General features: G+C 64.5%; 22 protein-coding genes. 12 read left to right on the plus strand and 10 right to left on the minus strand.

Translation table 11 applies throughout. The annotated features are described in order from the left end of the window. Nucleotides 1-4: 4 nt before the first annotated feature. From F9Z44_RS19830 to hpaR, 9 genes are all read right to left on the minus strand, one after another. On the minus strand, nucleotides 5-799 hold the full coding sequence (locus tag F9Z44_RS19830) for a class II aldolase/adducin family protein (RefSeq protein WP_159608397.1): 795 nt from the start codon (nucleotides 797-799) through the stop codon (nucleotides 5-7). An 11-nt stretch (nucleotides 800-810) separates the two neighbouring features. After that, nucleotides 811-1,638 carry an aldolase/citrate lyase family protein gene (locus F9Z44_RS19835; protein ID WP_159608398.1) on the minus strand — a complete coding sequence of 276 codons (828 nt, stop codon included), beginning with the start codon at nucleotides 1,636-1,638 and terminating at the stop codon, nucleotides 811-813. 8 nt (nucleotides 1,639-1,646) lie between these two features. Then, nucleotides 1,647-2,474: a 2-oxo-hept-4-ene-1,7-dioate hydratase gene (gene hpaH, locus F9Z44_RS19840; protein ID WP_159608399.1), complete on the minus strand. Its 828-nt coding sequence runs from the start codon at nucleotides 2,472-2,474 to the stop codon at nucleotides 1,647-1,649. A gap of 135 nt (nucleotides 2,475-2,609) precedes the next feature. After that, a complete protein-coding gene (locus F9Z44_RS19845) occupies nucleotides 2,610-3,056 on the minus strand; it encodes a 5-carboxymethyl-2-hydroxymuconate isomerase (RefSeq protein ID WP_159608400.1) in 447 nt (148 codons plus the stop codon). Nucleotides 3,057-3,061: 5 nt separating this feature from the next. Further along, a complete protein-coding gene (gene hpaD / locus F9Z44_RS19850) occupies nucleotides 3,062-3,985 on the minus strand; it encodes a 3,4-dihydroxyphenylacetate 2,3-dioxygenase (protein WP_159608401.1) in 924 nt (307 codons plus the stop codon). Nucleotides 3,986-4,080: 95 nt separating this feature from the next. Next, complete coding sequence (gene hpaE / locus F9Z44_RS19855) at nucleotides 4,081-5,550, minus strand: 5-carboxymethyl-2-hydroxymuconate semialdehyde dehydrogenase (protein WP_159608402.1); 1,470 nt, start codon at nucleotides 5,548-5,550, stop codon at nucleotides 4,081-4,083. Next, complete coding sequence (locus F9Z44_RS19860; RefSeq protein WP_159608403.1) at nucleotides 5,547-6,341, minus strand: fumarylacetoacetate hydrolase family protein; 795 nt, start codon at nucleotides 6,339-6,341, stop codon at nucleotides 5,547-5,549. Before F9Z44_RS19860 ends, hpaE begins: the two co-directional genes overlap by 4 nt. A gap of 10 nt (nucleotides 6,342-6,351) precedes the next feature. Continuing rightward, the gene (locus F9Z44_RS19865; protein WP_159608404.1) at nucleotides 6,352-6,999 is read right to left on the minus strand and encodes a fumarylacetoacetate hydrolase family protein; all 648 of its coding nucleotides are present in this window, start codon (nucleotides 6,997-6,999) and stop codon (nucleotides 6,352-6,354) included. Next, nucleotides 6,996-7,484, minus strand: coding sequence for a homoprotocatechuate degradation operon regulator HpaR (gene hpaR, locus F9Z44_RS19870; RefSeq protein ID WP_159608405.1), 489 nt, complete (start codon nucleotides 7,482-7,484; stop codon nucleotides 6,996-6,998). The genes F9Z44_RS19865 and hpaR overlap by 4 nt, the downstream gene beginning before the upstream one ends. A gap of 78 nt (nucleotides 7,485-7,562) precedes the next feature. On the opposite strand from hpaR, the gene F9Z44_RS19875 reads away from it, so the two are divergent. Beyond that, complete coding sequence (locus tag F9Z44_RS19875) at nucleotides 7,563-8,615, plus strand: NAD(P)H-dependent flavin oxidoreductase (RefSeq protein ID WP_159608406.1); 1,053 nt, start codon at nucleotides 7,563-7,565, stop codon at nucleotides 8,613-8,615. On the opposite strand, the gene F9Z44_RS19880 is transcribed toward F9Z44_RS19875, so the two are convergent. Continuing rightward, nucleotides 8,599-9,696 (minus strand): hypothetical protein, encoded by a 1,098-nt coding sequence (locus F9Z44_RS19880; RefSeq protein ID WP_159608407.1) that lies wholly within the window; start codon nucleotides 9,694-9,696, stop codon nucleotides 8,599-8,601. The two genes, F9Z44_RS19875 and F9Z44_RS19880, sit on opposite strands and share 17 nt — an antisense overlap. A gap of 27 nt (nucleotides 9,697-9,723) precedes the next feature. On the opposite strand from F9Z44_RS19880, the gene radA reads away from it, so the two are divergent. From radA to gmd, 11 genes are all read left to right on the plus strand, one after another. Further along, a complete protein-coding gene (radA, locus tag F9Z44_RS19885; protein WP_159608408.1) occupies nucleotides 9,724-11,100 on the plus strand; it encodes a DNA repair protein RadA in 1,377 nt (458 codons plus the stop codon). 61 nt (nucleotides 11,101-11,161) lie between these two features. Further along, entirely contained in the window at nucleotides 11,162-11,596 is a 435-nt protein-coding gene (locus tag F9Z44_RS19890) for a glycerate kinase (protein ID WP_159608409.1), read from the plus strand. Nucleotides 11,597-11,661: 65 nt separating this feature from the next. Next, nucleotides 11,662-12,612 carry a branched-chain amino acid transaminase gene (locus tag F9Z44_RS19895; protein ID WP_159608410.1) on the plus strand — a complete coding sequence of 317 codons (951 nt, stop codon included), beginning with the start codon at nucleotides 11,662-11,664 and terminating at the stop codon, nucleotides 12,610-12,612. 5 nt (nucleotides 12,613-12,617) lie between these two features. Further along, nucleotides 12,618-12,824, plus strand: coding sequence for a zinc-finger domain-containing protein (locus tag F9Z44_RS19900; protein WP_159608411.1), 207 nt, complete (start codon nucleotides 12,618-12,620; stop codon nucleotides 12,822-12,824). Nucleotides 12,825-12,926: 102 nt separating this feature from the next. Beyond that, complete coding sequence (gene rfbB, locus F9Z44_RS19905) at nucleotides 12,927-13,997, plus strand: dTDP-glucose 4,6-dehydratase (protein WP_159608412.1); 1,071 nt, start codon at nucleotides 12,927-12,929, stop codon at nucleotides 13,995-13,997. Beyond that, nucleotides 13,994-14,962 carry a hypothetical protein gene (locus F9Z44_RS19910; RefSeq protein WP_159608413.1) on the plus strand — a complete coding sequence of 323 codons (969 nt, stop codon included), beginning with the start codon at nucleotides 13,994-13,996 and terminating at the stop codon, nucleotides 14,960-14,962. The genes rfbB and F9Z44_RS19910 overlap by 4 nt, the downstream gene beginning before the upstream one ends. A 13-nt stretch (nucleotides 14,963-14,975) precedes the next feature. Beyond that, a complete protein-coding gene (gene rfbD / locus F9Z44_RS19915; RefSeq protein ID WP_159608414.1) occupies nucleotides 14,976-15,875 on the plus strand; it encodes a dTDP-4-dehydrorhamnose reductase in 900 nt (299 codons plus the stop codon). 10 nt (nucleotides 15,876-15,885) lie between these two features. Further along, entirely contained in the window at nucleotides 15,886-16,773 is an 888-nt protein-coding gene (gene rfbA, locus F9Z44_RS19920) for a glucose-1-phosphate thymidylyltransferase RfbA (RefSeq protein WP_159608415.1), read from the plus strand. Continuing rightward, on the plus strand, nucleotides 16,770-17,327 hold the full coding sequence (gene rfbC, locus F9Z44_RS19925; RefSeq protein ID WP_159608416.1) for a dTDP-4-dehydrorhamnose 3,5-epimerase: 558 nt from the start codon (nucleotides 16,770-16,772) through the stop codon (nucleotides 17,325-17,327). Before rfbA ends, rfbC begins: the two co-directional genes overlap by 4 nt. A gap of 2 nt (nucleotides 17,328-17,329) precedes the next feature. Further along, complete coding sequence (fcl, locus tag F9Z44_RS19930; protein ID WP_159608821.1) at nucleotides 17,330-18,325, plus strand: GDP-L-fucose synthase; 996 nt, start codon at nucleotides 17,330-17,332, stop codon at nucleotides 18,323-18,325. Continuing rightward, nucleotides 18,322-19,461, plus strand: a complete 1,140-nt coding sequence (gene gmd / locus F9Z44_RS19935; RefSeq protein WP_159608417.1) for a GDP-mannose 4,6-dehydratase — start codon at nucleotides 18,322-18,324, stop codon at nucleotides 19,459-19,461. Before fcl ends, gmd begins: the two co-directional genes overlap by 4 nt. Nucleotides 19,462-19,534: the final 73 nt, after the last annotated feature.

Below are 19,534 nucleotides of genomic sequence, written 5' to 3' on the forward strand. Positions count from 1 at the left end.
GCGGTCACTCCAGGTAGCTGCTGTCCAGGCGGTTCACCTGCCGGACCAGCGCGTCAAACACGTCACGGCCTGCGCCGTGGTGGGGGCTGAACTGTAGCGCGTCGCGCGTGCATTTTTCAGCGATGGCCTGCGCAACGGGGATGGCCGCCGCCGCCCCGCCCATGCTGAAGGTGGCCATCTGGATCTCGCAGGCGCGCTGCAGCGTCCACAGGATGGCAAAGGTCTGCGGCACCGTGGCACCCCAGGCCAGCAAGCCGTGGTTGCGCAGGATCACGGCTGGCTGCTGGCCGATGCTCCTGAGCAGGCGAGGCGCCTCCTCGGCGTGGATGGTGATGCCTTCGAAGTCGTGGTACGCGAGCATGCCGTGCAGCTGCGCAGTGTAGAAGTTGGTCTGCTGCAGGCCGTCTTTCAGGCAGGCCACGGCCACACCGGCGGTGGTGTGGGTGTGCATCACGCAGTGAGCCCCCTCGATGCCGTCATGAATGGCGGCGTGCACCGTGAAGCCGGCCGGGTTGACGCGGTGCGCCGAACCATCGAGCACCTCGCCTCTCAGGTTGATCTTGACCAGGTTGCTGGCCGTGACTTCGGCGTAGTGCAAGCCAAACGGGTTGATCAGAAACTGTTTTTCACTCCCGGCCACCGAATCGGGCAGCCGCAGCGTGATGTGGTTGTAGATCATCTCGGTCCAGCCCAGCATGGCGAACACGCGGTAGCAGGCGGCGAGCTCCAGGCGCGCGGCCCACTCATCGGGGTGCATGCCGGGGGGCAACACGGTGCTGGCTTGCAGGGCAGCGTTCATGGCGGTCTCCTTCAGTAGGTGTTGGGGCCGGTCGTCACCGGTCCCTTGAACTGCGCGAGCAGCTGCGAGGCGCCGGAGGCCAGCAGCATCGTGTCGGCCCCCACCGCCACAAACAGCGCGCCAGCGGCCAGCCACTGCTGCGCGCTCGCCTGGCTGGTGGCCAGGATGCCGGGCGCCTTGCCGGCGGCGCGGATGCGTTGCACGCCATCGGCAATGGCGGCCTGCACATCGGGGTGGGCCGCGTTGCCCGGGTGGCCCATGGAAGCACTCAGGTCGGCCGGACCGATGAAGACGCCGTCCACCCCCGGCGTGGCGGCGATGGCGTCGAGGTTTTTCATGGCCTCCACCGTTTCGGCCTGCACCAGCACACACACCTGGTCGTTCGCCTCGTGAACATAGCGCGCGTGCGTCTGCCAGCGCGAGGCGCGGGCCAGCGCACTGCCCATGCCTCGGATACCGGCGGGTGCGTAGCGCGTGGCCTTCACCACCAGCTCGGCCTGCTCGACGGTGTCGATCATGGGCACCAGCAGGGTCTGCGCGCCGATGTCCAGGTACTGCTTGATGAGGGCCACGCCCACGTCGCCCGTGCCCACCGGCACGCGCACGATCGGATGCGAACGCGCGTCGCCAAACGCGTGCTGCGCACTGGCCACGGCCTGCATCTGCGCCAGCGTGTTGCGCACATCGTTGGGCGCGTGCTCGCCGTCGATCAGCAGCCAGTCGTATCCGATGCCGGCCAGCAGCTCGGTGCTGTAGGCGCTGGCCAGCGCGGCCCACAGACCGATCTGCGGCGTGCCGGCGGCAAGCGCCTGTTTGAAGGTGTTGATGGGGGTGTGCATGGTGGGGATCAAACGAACTTGAACTTGAGGCAGCCGAGCGGGCCGTAGTCGGCCTCGAAAAGGTCACCCGCCTTCGCGGCCACGGGCCGCGCGAATGAACCAGCCAGCACGATCTGGCCGGGCTTGAGCGATTCGCCCCAGGGCGCGAGCTTGTGCGCGAGCCACGCTATGCCGATGGCGGGGTGGCCCTGCACGCCGGCGGCCAGACCCGTTTCTTCCACCACGCCGTTCTGCTTGAGCACGGCGCCGCACCACGGCAGGTCGGTGGTGAGCGGGTCGGCGCGGTAACGCGCATCGCCCGTACCCAGCACGATGCCGGCGTTGGCCGCGTTGTCGCTGATGGTGTCGAACACCTTGCGCATGGCCTTGGTGTGGCGGTCGAACTGTTCGATGCGCGCGTCGATGATTTCAATGGCGGGCGTCACGTAATCGGTGGCCTTGATCACGTCGGCCACGGTCACGCCGGTGCCTTGCAGCGGTGCCTTGAGCACGAAAGCGAGCTCCACCTCCACGCGCGGCGCGATGAAGCGGCTGGCGGGAATCTCCAGCACCTGGCCGGCCTGCGCGGTGAACAACATGCTTTGCAGCAAGGTGCCGAAGTCGGGCTCGTCGATCTGGCTGGCCATCTGCATGGCGCGGCTGGTGAGGCCGATCTTGTGGCCAATCACCGGGTTGCCGCCGGCCACCTGCAACGCGACCCAGGCGCGGCCGACGCGGTAACCGTCTTCGATGGTCATGCCGGGGAAGCGTTGGGAGAAATGCTCCAGCGGCGTGCGGGTCTTCTCGGCGTGGTCAAGCTCAGCGGCGAGCTGCTGGATGAGGGTGTCGTCAAACATGGTTGTGTGCGAGGGCTTCGACAGGCTCAGCCCGAACGGAGTGGGTTGTGGGATGGTTCGGAAGAAAGAGCGCCCACCCAGCCCGTTCGGACTGAGCCTGTCGAAGTCCTTGCAAAGGTCGATTGGAGAACGGGTTCATGACCGGTTGAACAGCGGGTGGATGGAGCTGTTCTTGGCATCGAACACCTCGTGGCCCTCGTCCACCTGCACCGTGATGCCGATGGGGCGCGCGGCCAGCTGCGCGGCGAAGTGGGTCTTCACGCAAGCCTGCAGCGCGTCGCCCACGCGCTGGTGCGTGAGCGCGCTGCGGCCCTTGGCCATGCGCACGTTCATGTAGACGAAGGCGTAGTCACCACCCAGGCCCGCAGCCTCACCGGCCGCACCGCCGTCGGCCACGGCGCTGTGCGCGGCCGGGTAGGCCAGCACGCGTGTGCCGCCCGTTGGGAAGACTTGTTTGTCCGCCTCGTCTCGCACGGCCAGCATGGCGTCGCACAGGGCGCGGCACAGGCGGCTCATGTCGATGCCGCCTTGGGCTTCGGGCTGGTCGAGGTTGGGGGTGTAGAGGATGACGAGGTGGGGCATGGTGGTCAGAGTCGGGAGACGGTCTGGAAGCCTTTCGCAGCCGAGGCCTGCGCGGCGGGGATGGCGTTGCCGGTCTGCGGCGTGACAGGAAAGATGGCGTTGATCTGGCCGGTGCCGGAGGCGCCGAAGTAGGGCGTGATGACCTCGGCCCGGCCGGTGTAGTCGCTCCAGCCGAGCGCGCCCAGCATCATGGCGGTGTCGTGCATGAAGCCTTCACCATGGCCCTTGGCGGCGTACTCGGGCAGCATTTCGCAGAAGGTTTTCCATTCACCCTGCTCCCACATCTGCACCACGCGGCGGTCCAGCGTTTCGAGGAAGGGGCTCCAGATCTTGAACGCGTAGTCGGGTGCCAACCCGTTCTGTGCGAAGCGGTGGCTGAGTGAGCCACTGGCGAGAAACGCCACGGTGCCGTCGTAGTGATCTTCCACCGCGCGGCGCATGGCCCAGCCCAGGCGGGCGCTGTCATTGAGGTAATGCGCCTGGCACAGCGCGGAGACCGAGATGGCCTTGAAGTGCTGGTCGGCGTTCATGTAGCGCATGGGTACCAGCGTCCCGTACTCGGGGCCGAGGGTGGTGGCGTCGTGGGCCAGGGTTTCCACGCCGTGTTCGTTGCACACCTTCGCCAGCAGTTGTCCCAGCGTCGGGTTGCCCGGGATCTCAAACGGCATGTTGCTGATGAAGTGAGGCAGTTCGTTGCTGGTGTAACGGCCTTCAAAGTGCGACGCGCAGTTGAGGTGGTAGCTGGCGTTGACGAGCCAGTGGGTGTCGAACACGACGATGGTGTCCACACCGAGTTCTCTGCAGCGCCGGCTGATTTCTTTGTGGCCGTCGATGGCGTCCTGTCGTGTGCCTTTTCTGGGGCCGTCGAGTTCGCTCAAGTACATCGAAGGGACATGGGTGACCTTGGCCACGAGTGCTAGTTTTCCCATGTCTTGTTCCTCCTGTGTTTGTTGTTTGCTCCGAGGCAAGAGATGCCGACCTTCTCGATCCCGCCAACCCGCTGGCGCGAAACACAGGCGATCACTCAAACACCCCAATGCGGAATGTGATGCGACCCAAGAGAAACAGCAACGTTCTTGGGCTCCAGAAACACCTCATAACTCCAGGTGCCTCCTTCGCGCCCCGTGCCACTGGCCTTGGTGCCGCCAAACGGCTGACGCAGATCCCGCACGTTTTGCGAATTCACGAAACACATGCCCGCCTCCACCGCAGCCGCCACCCGGTGCGCACGCCCCAGGTTCTCCGTCCACACATAGCTGGAGAGACCGTACTGGATGTCGTTGGCCAGCTCGATCGCATGCGCCTCGTCGCGGAACGGAATCAGGCAGGCCACCGGGCCGAAGATTTCCTCTTGTGCAATGCGCATGCGGTTGTCCACGTCGGCGAACACGGTGGGCCACACGTAGTTGCCCTGGGCCACGCGCGACGGCAGTTCAGCCGCGTAAGAAGGCCGGTCCAGCCCGCCACACAACAGCGTGGCGCCCTCTTTCGGACCCAGCTCGATGTAGCTGCGCACCTTCGCCAGATGCGCCCGGCTGATCATCGGGCCGACGATGGTTTTCTCGTCGAGCGGATCGCCCACGGTGATGCGCTTGGCGCGCTCAGCGAACTTCTGCGCGAAGTCGGCGTAGATGTTTTGCTGCACCAGGATGCGGCTGCCTGCGGTGCAGCGCTCGCCGTTGTTGCTGAAGATCATGAACACGGCGGCGTCCAGCGCGCGGTCCAGATCCGCGTCGTCAAAGATCACAAACGGGCTCTTGCCGCCGAGCTCCATGCTGAACTTTTTGAGGCCCGCGCTTTGCACGATGCGGTTGCCCGTGGCGGTGGACCCGGTGAAGGAAATCGCGCGCACGTCCGGGTGCGCGCACAGCGGCTCGCCCGCTTCCTTGCCCATGCCGTGCACCACGTTCAACACGCCAGGCGGAATGCCGGCTTCCAGCGCCAGTTCGCCCAGGCGCGCGGCGGTGAGTGGGCTGAGCTCGCTCATCTTCAGCACCGCCGTGTTGCCGAAGGCCAGGCACGGCGCGACCTTCCAGGTGGCCGTCATGAAGGGCACGTTCCACGGGCTGATGAGCGCGCACACGCCCACCGGGTGGAACAGCGTGTAGTTCAGGTGCGTGGGCGTGGGGTAGGTGTGGCCGTCCACGCGGGTGCACATCTCGGCGAAGTAGTGGAAGTTGTCCGCGGCGCGCGGGATCAACTGCTTGCCGGTCTGCGAAATCACCTGGCCGCTGTCGTTGGTCTCGGTCTGCGCGATCTCGGGCACGTGCGCGGCGATCAGTTCGCCGAGCTTGCGCATGAGTTTGGCGCGCTCGGTGGCGGGCAGTCCGGCCCACTTGGGGAACGCGTCTTTGGCGGCTTGCACCGCTGCGTTGATCTCGTCGGCGCTCCCGGCGCTGACCTCGGCGAGCACCTCTTGCGTGGCGGGGTTGATCGTCTCGAAGGTGGTGGCGCTGGCCACGGACTGGCCGTTGATGAGGTGCTGGATCGTCATGCGGATGCGGTGGGTGAGGTGATGGTGTTGACCAGGTCGCCGATACCTTCGATGGACGTGACGACCACGTCGCCCGGCTGGCAGTCGACCACGCCGTCGGGCGTGCCGGTGAGGATCAGGTCGCCGGGTTGCAGGGTCATGAAGGCGCTGAAATATTCGATCAGCGTGGGCACGTCGAAGATCATGTCGCGCGTATTGCCCTGCTGCGTGACTTTGCCGTTGACGGTGGTCTGCAGCGCGAGGTTCATCGGCCCACCGTGACGTTCATGCACATCCGCCGCGTCCACCAACCAGGGACCGATGGGCGTGCAGGTGTCGCGGTTCTTCACACGCAGGTTGGGCCGGTACCAGTTTTCGAGGTAGTCGCGGATCGCGTAGTCGTTGGCCACGGTGTAGCCGGCCACGAAGCCGAGTGCGTCGGCTTTTTTCACACGCGTGGCGGTGCGCCCGATCACCACGGCGAGTTCGCATTCGTAGTGCATGTGCTGCACACCGGCCGGGCGCACGGTGAAACCGCGGTGGCCGGTGAGGCTGGCTTCACCCTTGAGGAAGGCGAGCGGTTCGTCGGGTGCCTTGAATGCAAGTTCCCTGGCGTGGTCGGCGTAGTTCAGGCCGAGCGCGAGGATGGTGCGCGGGCGCGTGGGTGGATTCGGCGCCAGCGGCGGCAGCCACACCACCTCGTCGAAGGCAACGCGGCGACCCTTGAACGCGGGGGTGCGCAACTCCAGTTGGCCATCGGCTTCCACGGCCTCGTGGACCGCGCCGGCCCAGGCGATGCGGGCGTGTTTCATGGCTTGTCCCTCATGGCTTCTCTTCCGCGTGGAAGCTGTGCACGGCCGGTTTGAAGCCGGCGGCGCTGATCTCCACCGTGTCGCCGTCGTGCACCCGGGGTCGTGTGCCGTCGGGCAGGCAGTCGCTGCCCAGCATCAGCACGTCGCCAGGGCGCAGCGTCATGAACTCGCCCACGTCGGCCAGCAGCGTGGCGGCGTCGCGCATCAGCTCGGCCAGCGCGGTGGTCTGGCGGTGAACGCCGTTGATGCGCAGCTCCAGTTGCAAAGCCGACAAACCATTGAGCCCGCCCAGGCGCTGCAGCGGCACGCACTCGGGGCCCACGCCCAGGAAGCCGTCCACACACTGGAACTTCACGGGCGGGCGGTAGTAGCTCTCGTGCACGATGGCCACGTCGTTGAACAGCACGGCACCGGCCACACCCGTGGCGCCCATCACCAGCCCGAGCGTGGCGGCCACCGCCACCGGCTGGCCGGCGGGCAGGGCGATGCTGTGGCCGGCGGCGGTGAAGGTGTTGGCGGTTTTCACATACAACACCGGCGCGTTCGGCGGCGCCTTGTACGGGGCCTCGTTCATGCGCGGCGCCCACAGCGCGTGCTCGCGCTGAAAGTTCAGCAGCGTGCCGTAGACCGTGCCCTCGGGCATCCAGTGGGTGTTCATTCGGTGTCTTCCTCGATGGCCTGTTCGTCGGTGTCGCCCGGCAACTCCAGCGCGATCACCTCGTCGAGCAAGCCGTACAGCTGCGCCAGCCGCGCCTTGCCCAGGCGCTCTTCCATCCACGCGTAGTGCGACTCGATGGTGCTGGAGAGGCGCTTGACCAGCTTGAGACCGGCGGGTGTGGCGCGCACCACGGTGCGGCGCGCGTCCTGCGGGCAACGGCCGCGCGCGATCAGGCCGTCGCGCTCCATGCGGGTGAGCACGCCGGTGAGGCTGGGGCCGAGCAGAAACGCCTCACGCGCCACGCGGCCGGTTTCCACGCCACCGGGCAGGCGGGCGTGTTCACCGAGCACGCGCAGCACGCGCCACTGCTGGTCGCTCAGACCGTGTTCGCGCAGGCTGGGGCGGGTGTGCAGCATCACGGCCTCGCGCGCTTCGAGCAGCAGGCGCGGCAGGTTGCGGTGGATGAAGGGGGTGGGCTCACTCATTTAGTTAATATATTAAATGAATGCGCTGTTACACGTTTGAGGGTTTACCCGGCAGGGGCCGGCGCGGAGAATGCGCGCATGAACGCACTCACCTCGTTGATCGGTACCGACTTCCCCCTGATCCAGGCGCCCATGGCCGGCGTGCAGGACTGCGCACTGGCCGTGGCCGTGAGCAACGCCGGCGCGCTCGGCTCGCTGCCCTGCGCCATGCTCACGCCCGAGGCCATGGAGCGCGAACTCACCGCGCTGACCGCCGGCACCACGCGCCCCTACAACGTCAACTTTTTCTGTCACACACCGCCCGTGCCCGACGAGGCGCGCGAAGCGGCCTGGCGCGCCTGGCTGGCCACCTACTACCGTGAGGCCGGGCTGGACATCGACAGCGTGCCGGCCGGCCCCGGGCGCGTGCCCTTCAACCGCGCGGCGGCCGACATCCTGGAGCGTTTCAAGCCCAAGGTGGTGAGCTTTCACTTCGGCCTGCCCGACCTGGACCTGCTGGACCGCGTGAAGAGCTGGGGCAGCGTGGTGCTGTCCTCGGCCACCACGGTGGAGGAGGCCCGCTGGCTGGAAGCCTTCGGCGTCGACGCGATCATTGCCCAGGGGGTGGAGGCCGGTGGCCACCGCGGCATGTTCCTCACCGACGACCTCACCACGCAGGTGGGCACGTTTGCATTGCTGCCGCAGATCGTGGCGGCGGTGAGCCTGCCAGTGATTGCCGCGGGCAGCATTGCCGATGCGGCAGGCGTGGCTGCGGCCATGGCGCTGGGCGCCTCGGGCGTGCAGGTGGGCACGACCTACCTGTGCAGCCTTGAGGCCACCACCAGCGCCCTGCACCGCGCCGCGCTGCAAAGCGAGGCGGCGCACCACACGGCCCTGACCCACCTCTTCACGGGCCGCCCGGCGCGCGGCATCGTCAACCGGGTGATGCGCGAACTCGGCCCCATGAACCCGGTGGCGCCCGCCTTCCCGCTGGCGGGCGCGGCCATGGCGCCGCTGCGCGCGCACTGGGAAGCCAAGGGCAGTGGCGATTTTTCGCCGCTGTGGTCGGGGCAGAACGCCAGCGGCTGCCGCGAGCTGCCGGCGGCCGAGATCACGCGGTCGTTGATCGAGGGCTTCAGCGCTCGCGCATGACGGCGTCGCGCTGCGCGTTGAGCCAGCGCTTCACCCGCACGCCGTTCGTCACCTGTTCCAGATCGTGTTCGATGTCCGCGAGCGCGGCCTCCAGCGCTCGCGCCTGATCGATCCGGCTCTGCAGCAGAGTGTTGGCGTTGGGCGAGAGGCCGTCGGGCAGATCGAACTCGTCGGCCAGCGCGCTCTGGCGGCCTGCGCGCTCGCGCTCCAGTTCGGCCACCTGGGCCTTGAGCAGCAGGGTGAGCGAGGCCAGGCGCTCGTCGGAGAGTTTGTGCACCGCCGCCGGGTCGGCCAGCTCGGCGCGGCTCTGGATGTGCAGCAGCGTGACGAGGTCGCGCTTCTCATAGGCGGCGTTGGCCTCGCTCATGAGCGCGGTCTTGTGCAGGCGGGCCTGCGGGTCGGTTTCGCGGTCGGGGTGCAGGGCGCTGGCGAGCTGGCGGAACAGGCGGCGCAACAGCGTGTCGGCGTCATGCTGCTCGGTCTGGCGCAGCGCGGCGCCGGGTTTCTTGCGCTGCCGTTTGGCCTGCGCGGCTTCGCGCTTCTTGTCCTGTTCTTCTTCCTGGGCTCGGCGCAGGCGCGCCATGCCGGCTCGCAGCAGCTGTTCGGCACTCAGCTCCTGTCCCTCGTCGTCCAGCGGCTCGCCCAACACCGATTCCAGCCGCGCACGCAGGGCATCGGCCGCGTCCTGCTTCAACTGCGCCAGCGTGCGCGGGCTGTGGCGGTCGTGCAGTTCGCGCATGGCATCTAAGCCCGGGCCGCCCGCGTCGACCAGGTGGCGCGCGAGCTGGCACAGCACCGCGCGGGCCACATCGGCCTGACCCCGGCTGAGATCCTGGCCCTGGAGAAATCCGTCCAGTGTCAACGCGAGTTTGCGCTGGGCTTGCGCCAGCTGGCGGCGCAGCGGTTCGACGGCGCCATGCAATTCCTGGCGGTGCAGCTGGCCCAGCGCGTCGAGTTCGGCCAGCTGGCTCTTGAGCTTGTCGATGCGGGTGAGCTGCAGGTTGTAAGCGCGCGCCGCGGCGGACAGGGGTTGCGCGCTGGGCGGCAGCACGAGCAGGGAGGCGGCGGGAGTCTTGGTCATGGGCGCTCGACTATATTGCCCAGCACCATGGCCAAAGACAAAACCCAATACACCTGCAACGAGTGCGGCGGCTCCAGCCCCAAGTGGCTGGGCAAATGCCCGCACTGCAACGCCTGGAACACGCTGGTGGAATCGGTGGCCGAGTCCACCGCGCCGGCGAAGAACCGCTTTGCCTCGCTGGCCAAGACCGCCGAGGTCACCACCCTGGCCGACATCGACGCCACCGACGTGCAGCGCACGCCCACCGGCCACGACGAGCTCGACCGCGTGCTGGGCGGCGGCATTGTGGAAGGCGGTGTGGTGCTGATCGGCGGCGATCCGGGCATCGGCAAATCCACGCTGCTGCTGCAGGCGCTGGACTCGCTGCAGCGCGCGAACGTGAAGACCCTCTACGTCACTGGCGAAGAGAGTGGCGCCCAGGTGGCCTTGCGCTCGCGCCGGCTCGGGCTCGATGGCTCGCAAGTCAGCGTGCTGGCCGAGATCCAACTGGAGAAGATCCTGGCCACGCTGGACCATGTGCGGCCGGGCATCGCGGTGATCGACTCGATCCAGACGGTGTACTCCGAGCAGCTCACCTCGGCGCCAGGCTCGGTGGCGCAGGTGCGCGAATGCGCGGCCCACCTCACGCGCGCGGCGAAAGCGAGTGGCACGGCCATCGTGCTGGTCGGCCACGTGACCAAGGAAGGCGCGCTGGCCGGCCCGCGCGTGCTGGAACACATGGTGGACACGGTGTTGTATTTCGAGGGCGACACGCACAGCAGCTTCCGCCTGATCCGCGCGATCAAGAACCGCTTCGGCGCGGTCAACGAGATCGGCGTGTTCGCCATGACGGAGAAGGGCTTGAAGGGCGTGAGCAACCCAAGCGCGATCTTCTTGAGTCAGCACAGCGAGCCCGTGCCGGGCAGCTGCGTGATGGTGACGCTGGAAGGCACGCGGCCCATGCTGGTGGAAATCCAGGCGCTCGTGGACAGCGGCGGGCCTTCTCCCCGGCGCCTCTCCGTGGGCCTGGACCGCGACCGGCTGGCCATGCTGCTGGCGGTGCTGCACCGCCACGCCGGCGTGGCCTGCATGGACCAGGACGTGTTCGTCAACGCCGTGGGCGGCGTGCGAATCAGCGAGCCGGCGGCCGACCTGGCGGTGATGCTGGCCATCACAAGCAGCCTGCGCGGCCGTCCACTGCCCAAGGGTTTCATTGCGTTTGGCGAGGTGGGCCTGGCGGGCGAGGTGCGGCCCGCGCCGCGAGGCCAGGAGCGCCTGAAGGAAGCGGCCAAGCTGGGCTTCAGCGTGGCGGTGGTGCCCAAGGCCAACCTGCCCAAGAAAAACGACAAGTCCTTTGAAGGCCTCACGGTGCACGGCGTGGACCGCATTGAAGAAGCCATGGAGCTGGCGCGCAGCCTGGCCTGAACCCGCCGGGCTACGTACCAACCGCAGTGCCATGGTGCGAGCGCCCATGGACAATCGCCCCATGCAACTCCAGAAATTCCTCGTTCCCCTGGGCTGTGCGGCCCTCCTGGTGCTGGCCCACCGCAGCTACGGCTGGCCGGGCGTGGCTGCCGTCGGTGGTGGCTTGATGATGTGGCTGCTGCTGCACTTCACCCGCCTCATGACGGTGCTAAAGCGCGCCGCCCACCGCCCCATCGGCCACGTGGACAGCGCCGTGATGCTCAACGCCAAGCTCAAGGCCGGCGTGACGCTGATGCACGTGATCGCCATGACCCGCGCACTGGGCGAGCGGATGTCGGCCGAAGGTGCAGAGCCCGAGGTGTACCGCTGGACCGATGGCGGCCACTCCACGGTGGAAGCCGAGTTCAGGCACGGCAAGCTGGTGCGCTGGCAACTGGCTCGCCCGGATCCCGAGGCGCCAGCCCTGCCATCGGAGCAGGCCAGCCCGGCGCCGTAAAATCGCTGGTTTGGCGGCCAGTCCTGTCGGTTGGGCGCCCCTCACGAACAACCCAAAGGACCCTCATGAGCCCCATCGTTCCCTCGATGTCCGACCGCGACGGCAAGATCTGGATGGACGGCCAGATGGTGGACTGGCGCGACGCCAAGATCCACGTGCTGACCCACACGCTGCACTACGGCTGCGGAGCTTTCGAAGGGGTGCGGGCCTACAACGCGGTCGGCGGCACGGCGATCTTCCGCCTCGAGGAACACACCGAGCGCCTGTTCAACAGCGCCAAGATCCTGCGCATGAAGCTGCCCTTCACGATGGAAGAGGCCATGGAAGCGCAAAAAGCCGTGGTGCGCGAGAACCAGCTGGAGAGCTGCTACATCCGCCCGCTGACCTGGATCGGCGACAAGAAGCTCGGCGTTTCGCCCAGGGGCAACACCATCCACCTGATGGTTGCGGCCTGGGCCTGGGGTGCCTACCTGGGTGAAGAAGGTTTGAAGCGCGGCATCCGCGTCAAGACCAGCAGCTACACCCGCCACCACGTCAACATCACCATGACGCAGGCCAAGGCGGTGAGCAACTACACCAACAGCATCCTGGCCAACATGGAAGTGACCGACGAGGGCTACGACGAAGCCCTGTTGCTCGACGCTTCCGGCTTCGTGAGCGAAGGCGCCGGCGAGAACATCTTTGTGGTCAAGAACGGCGTGATCTACACGCCCGACCTCTCGGCGGGCGCGCTCAACGGCATCACGCGCAACACGGTGTTCCACATCGCCAAGGACCTGGGCCTGGAGATCGTGCAGAAGCGCATCACGCGCGACGAGGTCTACATCGCCGACGAGGCCTTCTTCACCGGCACCGCCGCCGAAGTGACCCCGATCCGCGAACTCGACCGCATCGAGCTCGGCAAGGCCGGCTACGTGGGCAGCCGCGGCCCCATCACCGAAAAGATCCAGAGCGCGTTCTTTGACATCGTCAATGGCCGCAACCCCAAGTACGCTCACTGGCTCACGAAGGTCTGACCACCATGACCATCTCCGCCATCGAACTCAAAGCCAGCGACCTCAACGCCCAGGGCGGCGTGTTCTGTCCGAACAAGCTGGCCGACATGAAACTGTGGAACAGCCACCCCAAGGTGTACCTGGACGTGGGCCACACCGGCGAGGCCAAATGTCCGTATTGCGGCACGGTGTACCGCCTCAAGGCGGGCGAAACGGTTTCACACGGACACTGATCCGGGACCGGATTCCGCTGGAAACAGCGGTTTGGTGAAGATAATGCGTGGTTCATGGCGGCCCCCTGGCCGCCCCAAGATCGCCACCTTTAGGGAAGTTTCATGATTCTGGTCACTGGCGGCGCTGGCTTCATCGGCGGCAATTTCGTGCTCGACTGGCTGGCCCGGTCGGCCGAGCCCGTCGTCAACCTCGACAAGCTCACCTACGCGGGCAACCTGGAGAACCTGGCCAGCCTGCAGGGCGACACTCGCCATGTGTTCGTGCAGGGCGACATCGGCGACGGCGCGCTGGTGGCCCGGCTGCTCTCGGAGCATCGGCCCCGGGCTGTGATCAACTTCGCCGCCGAGAGCCACGTGGACCGTTCCATCCATGGTGCCGAAGACTTCATCCAGACCAACATCGTCGGCACCTTCCGCCTGCTCGAAGCAGTGCGCGCGCACTGGTCCGCGCTCCCCGCCGATGAAAAGTCTGCCTTCCGCTTCCTGCACGTGAGCACCGACGAGGTGTATGGCAGCCTGGCACCCGACGCCCCCGCCTTCACCGAAACCCACGGCTTCGAGCCCAACAGCCCGTACTCGGCCAGCAAGGCCGCCAGCGACCACCTGGTGCGCGCTTGGCACCACACGCACGGCCTGCCGGTGCTCACCACCAACTGCAGCAACAACTACGGGCCCTTCCATTTCCCCGAGAAGCTGATCCCGCTGATGATCGTCAATGCACTGGCGGGCAAGCCCCTGCCGGTGTACGGCGACGGCATGCAAGTGCGCGACTGGCTTTATGTGAAAGACCACTGCAGCGCGATCCGCCGCGTGCTCGAAGGCGGCCTGGTGGGCGAGACCTACAACGTGGGCGGCTGGAACGAAAAGCCCAACCTGGAGATCGTGCACACCGTCTGCGCCCTGCTCGACGAGCTGCGCCCGCGCACCGACGGCCAGCCCTACGCCAGCCAGATCAGCTACGTCAAAGACCGCCCAGGCCACGACCGCCGCTACGCCATCGACGCGCGCAAGATCGAACGCGAGCTCGGCTGGAAACCGGCAGAAACCTTCGAGAGCGGCATCCGCAAGACCGTGCAGTGGTACCTGGACCACCCCGAATGGGTGGCGAACGTGCAGAGCGGCTCGTACCGGCAGTGGGTGCAGGCGCAGTACGAGGTACCGGTGTCTGCATGACGAGTCAGTCCACGGAAATACTTTCTGATCAAAAAGCAAAAATGAACAAGCCTGAACAGCACAGCGGCGACTTTGAAGAAGATGGCGTTGACTTGATAGAGATCATTATTGCCTTAGCAGAAAACGCATTGCTGCTTTTGCTCGCTCCATTGTTCATCGGAGTACTAACTTACGCCGTGATGCACGCGTTACCTCAAAGATTTGAGAGTGTTTCAATTGTTCGCGTTGTTCCTCCAGTCGTTAGCAACCTTGATGGCGATCAACTATCAATAAATCCAGCTGAAGTTCCAGCTGTGGTAGCTGCTTATATGACCGCATCCCCGGTGCTCGATGCCGCTATGGTCAAGTCAGGTATCGTTACTGAGCCGTCAATCGCTACTATCGAACGTGTCCGCAGTGAATTGAAATCCAAGATCAAAACGCGTGTGGAAAGCGATGGCCAATCAATTACTTTAGTTGTGTCTGATAAATCGCCTGTCATGGCCCAGAGGCTAGCAAACGTGATTCTCGAAAGCACGTTCATTGAATCACGCCCGAGGCCCAATGAGCGCTTTAGATTGGAAGGCGAGCTGACCCAAATTAAAAAACGCATGCAGGAACTTTCTACAACCCGACAGTTGGTCCAATCGGTCATTGAACAAGGGAGTCCCGGAGGGGAGCTTGGAAAGTTGGTTGAAAGTTATGCGCTGATCTCCTCGCAACAATCTCAGATACAGCGTCGCATTCTGAGCATCCAAGTCCGACTAGAAGGCCTGACCAACGAGACACTGCTTCAGAACCCAACGTTGCCAACAGCACCTGTCTCGCCAAAAAAGTTGATGATTGCAGTGTTGAGCACCTTACTTTTTGGCTTGTTAATGCTCACGTTAGTCCTGATTCGAGAGTCCTGGAGAAAGTCCTACGTCTCCGGACAACATGGAGCGCGGATCACTGCACTTAAGAGAAAGTACGGCTTTGGCGGCTAGTTCACGTCTGCCAATGAGCTGTTTGCTGCTGGGCAAGAATGGACAGGTCGGCTGGGAACTGCAGCGCAGCCTGGCGTCACTAGGCGAACTGGTAGCGCTGGACCGACACAGCACGCTGGCAGATGGCGGCTGCGGTGACCTGAACAACCTAGACGGCCTGCGCGAAACAGTGGCGCGGTTGCGCCCCACCGTGATCGTGAATGCAGCGGCATACACCGCCGTGGACAAAGCCGAGAGCGAGCCTGACCAAGCGTACGCCTTGAATGCGCTTGCCCCTGGCGTGTTGGCCGAAGCCGCCCAGGCTTTGGGTGCCTTGCTGGTCCATTACTCCACCGACTACGTGTTCGATGGCAGCGGTACTGCGCCATGGAACGAAGGCGCAGCCACCGCGCCCTTGAGCGTCTACGGGCAGACCAAGCTGGAAGGCGAGCAGATGATCGCGGCGGCGGGCGCTCGCCACCTGATCTTTCGCACCAGTTGGGTCTACGCCGCACGCGGCAGCAACTTCGCCAAGACCATGCTGCGGCTGGCGCAGGAACGCGACCACCTCACGGTGATAGATGACCAGTTCGGCGCGCCTACCGGGGCCGAGTTGATTGCCGACGTGACCGCCCACGCCATCCGCCAGACCCTGCGCGATGAAGCCTGCTGCGGCACCTACCACTTGGCAGCGTCTGGCGAAACCACCTGGAACGGCTACGCCCGCTTCGTGCTTGAGACGGCTCGCACTCTCCAGCCAGACCTCGCGATCCAGGCCCGGGAAGTGGCACCTGTGCCCACCAGTGCATTCCCCACACCTGCCCGCCGGCCGTTGAATTCACGCCTGGACACAACCCATCTGCGCGAGAACTTTGGGCTTAACCTGCCCATGTGGCAGCACGGCGTGCGGCGTATGCTTGCCGAAATTCTTTAAGACACATCGCATGACACAACGCAAAGGCATCATCTTGGCCGGCGGCTCCGGCACCCGTTTGCATCCGGCCACTCTGGCAATCAGCAAACAGCTGCTGCCGGTTTACGACAAGCCGATGATCTATTACCCGCTCACCACGCTGATGCTGGCCGGCATCCGCGACGTGCTCATCATCAGCACACCGCAGGACACGCCACGTTTTCAGCAACTGCTGGGCGATGGCAGCTCCTGGGGCATGAACCTGCAGTACGCGGTGCAACCCAGCCCCGACGGCCTGGCCCAGGCCTTCATCATCGGCACCGACTTCGTGGGCAACAGCCCCAGCGCCCTGGTGCTCGGTGACAACATCTACTACGGTCACGACTTCACCACGCTGCTTGCCGACGCCGACCAGAAGGCCAGCGGCGCCACCGTGTTCGCGTACCACGTGAACGATCCCGAACGCTACGGCGTGGTGGCCTTTGACGCACAAGGCAAAGCCCGCAGCATCGAAGAAAAACCCGCCAAGCCGCAGAGCAACTACGCCGTGACCGGCCTGTATTTCTACGACCAGCAGGTGGTGGACATCGCCAAAGCCGTGAAGCCCAGCGCGCGCGGCGAGCTCGAGATCACCGCAGTGAACCAGGCCTACCTCGACCTGGGCCAGCTCAATGTGCAGATCATGCAGCGCGGCTATGCGTGGCTGGACACCGGCACCCACGACAGCCTGCTCGAGGCCAGCCAGTTCATCGCCACGCTGGAACACCGCCAGGGCTTGAAGATCGCCTGCCCTGAAGAGATTTCATGGCGACACGGCTGGATCGACGCGGCCCAGTTGGAGGCGCTGGCCCAACCCATGCTCAAGAACGGCTACGGCCAGTACTTGGTGCGCTTGCTCAAGGACCCGGTGCTCCGATGAAAGTCACGCCCACCACCATCCCGGACGTCCTCATCATCGAACCCAAGGTGTTCGGTGACGAACGCGGGTTCTTTTTCGAGAGCTTCAACCAGAAGGCCTTCAATGAGGCGACTGGTCTGGACGTGAACTTCGTGCAGGACAACCACAGCCGGAGCGCCAAGGGGGTGCTGCGAGGGTTGCACTACCAGGTGCAGCAGCCCCAGGGCAAGCTGGTGCGGGTGGTGCGCGGGGCGGTGTTTGATGTGGCTGTGGACATTCGCCAGGGATCGCCGACTTTTGGAAAATGGGTAGGCGCCGAACTGACCGAGGGCAACCACCGGCAACTTTGGATCCCAACAGGTTTTGCCCACGGTTTCCTGGTGCTGAGTGAGTCGGCTGACTTTCTCTACAAGACCACCAACTACTACGCCCCGCAGCATGAGCGCTGCATCGCTTGGGACGATACCGACATTGGTATCGAATGGCCCGTAGGTACTCAACCCATGTTGTCGGTCAAGGATCTGAGCGGCAAGCGACTGCGGGAAGCCGACATTTTTGCACTTCAGCAACCATGAATATGAGCTCATCGTCATCACCCAGGATTTACGTTGCCGGCCATCGGGGCATGGTGGGTTCAGCCATCATTCGCCAACTCCTCGCCGCCGGTCACGCCGACACCCACATCATCACCCGCACACATGCTGAACTTGATCTCACCGACCAAGCCGCTGTGCGCAGTTTCTTTGCCTCTGAGAAGCCCCAAGAGGTCTACCTCGCGGCCGCGAGAGTAGGGGGCATTCATGCCAACAACACCTACCCGGCCGACTTCATCTACGACAATCTGATGATAGAAGCCAACATCATCGATGCGGCGTTCCGCAATGGCGTCCAGCAGTTGTTGTTCCTGGGCTCCAGTTGCATCTATCCCCGAATTACGCCCCAGCCCATGGCCGAAGACGCTCTGTTGACCGGGTTGCTGGAGCCCACTAACGAACCCTACGCCATCGCCAAGATCGCAGGCATCAAGTTATGCGAGAGCTACAACCGGCAGTACGGACCAAGCCATGGTGTGGACTACCGCTGCGTCATGCCGACCAACCTGTACGGACCCGGCGACAACTACCACCCGGAAAATTCACACGTGATACCGGCTCTCATCCGCCGTTTTCACGAAGCCCGCGTGGCGAATGCGCCGAAGGTCACCATCTGGGGCACGGGCACGCCCTTGCGCGAGTTCCTCTACGTAGACGACATGGCAGCGGCCAGTGTACATGTGATGAACCTGCCCAAGGCAGTTTTCGACCGACACACCCGCCCGATGCAGAGCCACGTCAACGTGGGTTCAGGCTCGGACATCAGCATCGCCGAGCTCGCCCACGCCGTGGGCCATGTCGTGGGCTTTGAGGGAGCCATCGATTTCGACACCAGCAAGCCCGATGGCACGCCCCGAAAACTCATGAACAGCCAACGCCTCAACGCGCTCGGCTGGCACGCCCAGGTGAAATTGGAGGCTGGCTTGGACCTCGCTTATGCCGACTTTCTACATACCCACGAATCCCGTCAATCGACATGACAAACACGCACACCACGAAGACCGCCTTGATCACCGGCATCACCGGGCAGGACGGCAGTTATCTGGCCGAATTTCTGTTGGAGAAGGGCTACACCGTGCACGGCATCAAGCGCCGTGCATCCAGCTTCAATACTGCGCGGGTCGATCACATTTACCAAGATCCACACATCGAGAACGCCCAGTTCAAATTGCACTACGGCGACCTGAGCGACACCAGCAACCTGGTGCGCATCATTCAGGAAACGCAGCCGGACGAGATCTACAACCTGGGCGCTCAAAGCCATGTGGCCGTGAGTTTCGAGAGTCCGGAATACACCGCTGACGTGGACGGCATGGGCACCCTGCGCATGCTGGAAGCCATCCGCATCCTGGGACTGGAGAAGAAGACCCGCTTCTACCAGGCCAGCACTAGCGAACTCTACGGCCTGGTTCAAGAAACTCCCCAGAAAGAGACAACCCCCTTCTACCCGCGCAGCCCCTATGCGGTGGCCAAACTGTATGCGTACTGGATCACAGTGAACTACCGAGAGGCGTACGACATGTATGCCTGCAATGGCATTCTGTTCAACCACGAGAGCCCACGACGTGGCGAGACCTTCGTGACGCGCAAGATAACGCGGGCGCTGGCCCGTATCAAATTGGGGCTGCAGGACTGCTTGTACCTTGGCAATCTGGACGCGCTGCGTGACTGGGGCCACGCCAAGGATTATGTGGAAATGCAGTGGCTGATGCTGCAGCAGGACAAGCCAGAAGACTTTGTGATCGCCACCGGAGTGCAGTACAGCGTGCGCGATTTCGTCAATGCTTCCGCTCGCGAGCTGGGAATGGACGTGCGCTGGGAAGGCAGCGGGGTGAACGAGAGAGGCTATTGGACAAACTCGCCCATGGCGGGAGAGGACGCGCTTAACGGACGCCACGTCGCTCCCATCGTTTCGGTAGACCCCAAATACTTTCGACCAACTGAAGTCGAGACTCTGCTGGGTGATCCCACCAAGGCCAAACAAAAATTGGGCTGGACACCAAGAATCAGTTTCGAAGAGCTCGTGGCCGAAATGGTGCGGGATGACTTGAAAAGCGCGGAACGGGATGAGCTTGTCACGCGGCACGGCCACAAGGCCATGGATTACTACGAATAAGGCTTTGCACCGATGTCAAGCAACCCTACTAAATTTCTCAAGCGAGTCACTCGGCGCCTGACAAGGGAGGCCA

Source organism: Hydrogenophaga sp. PBL-H3 (assembly GCF_010104355.1).
Taxonomy (GTDB): domain Bacteria; phylum Pseudomonadota; class Gammaproteobacteria; order Burkholderiales; family Burkholderiaceae_C; genus Hydrogenophaga.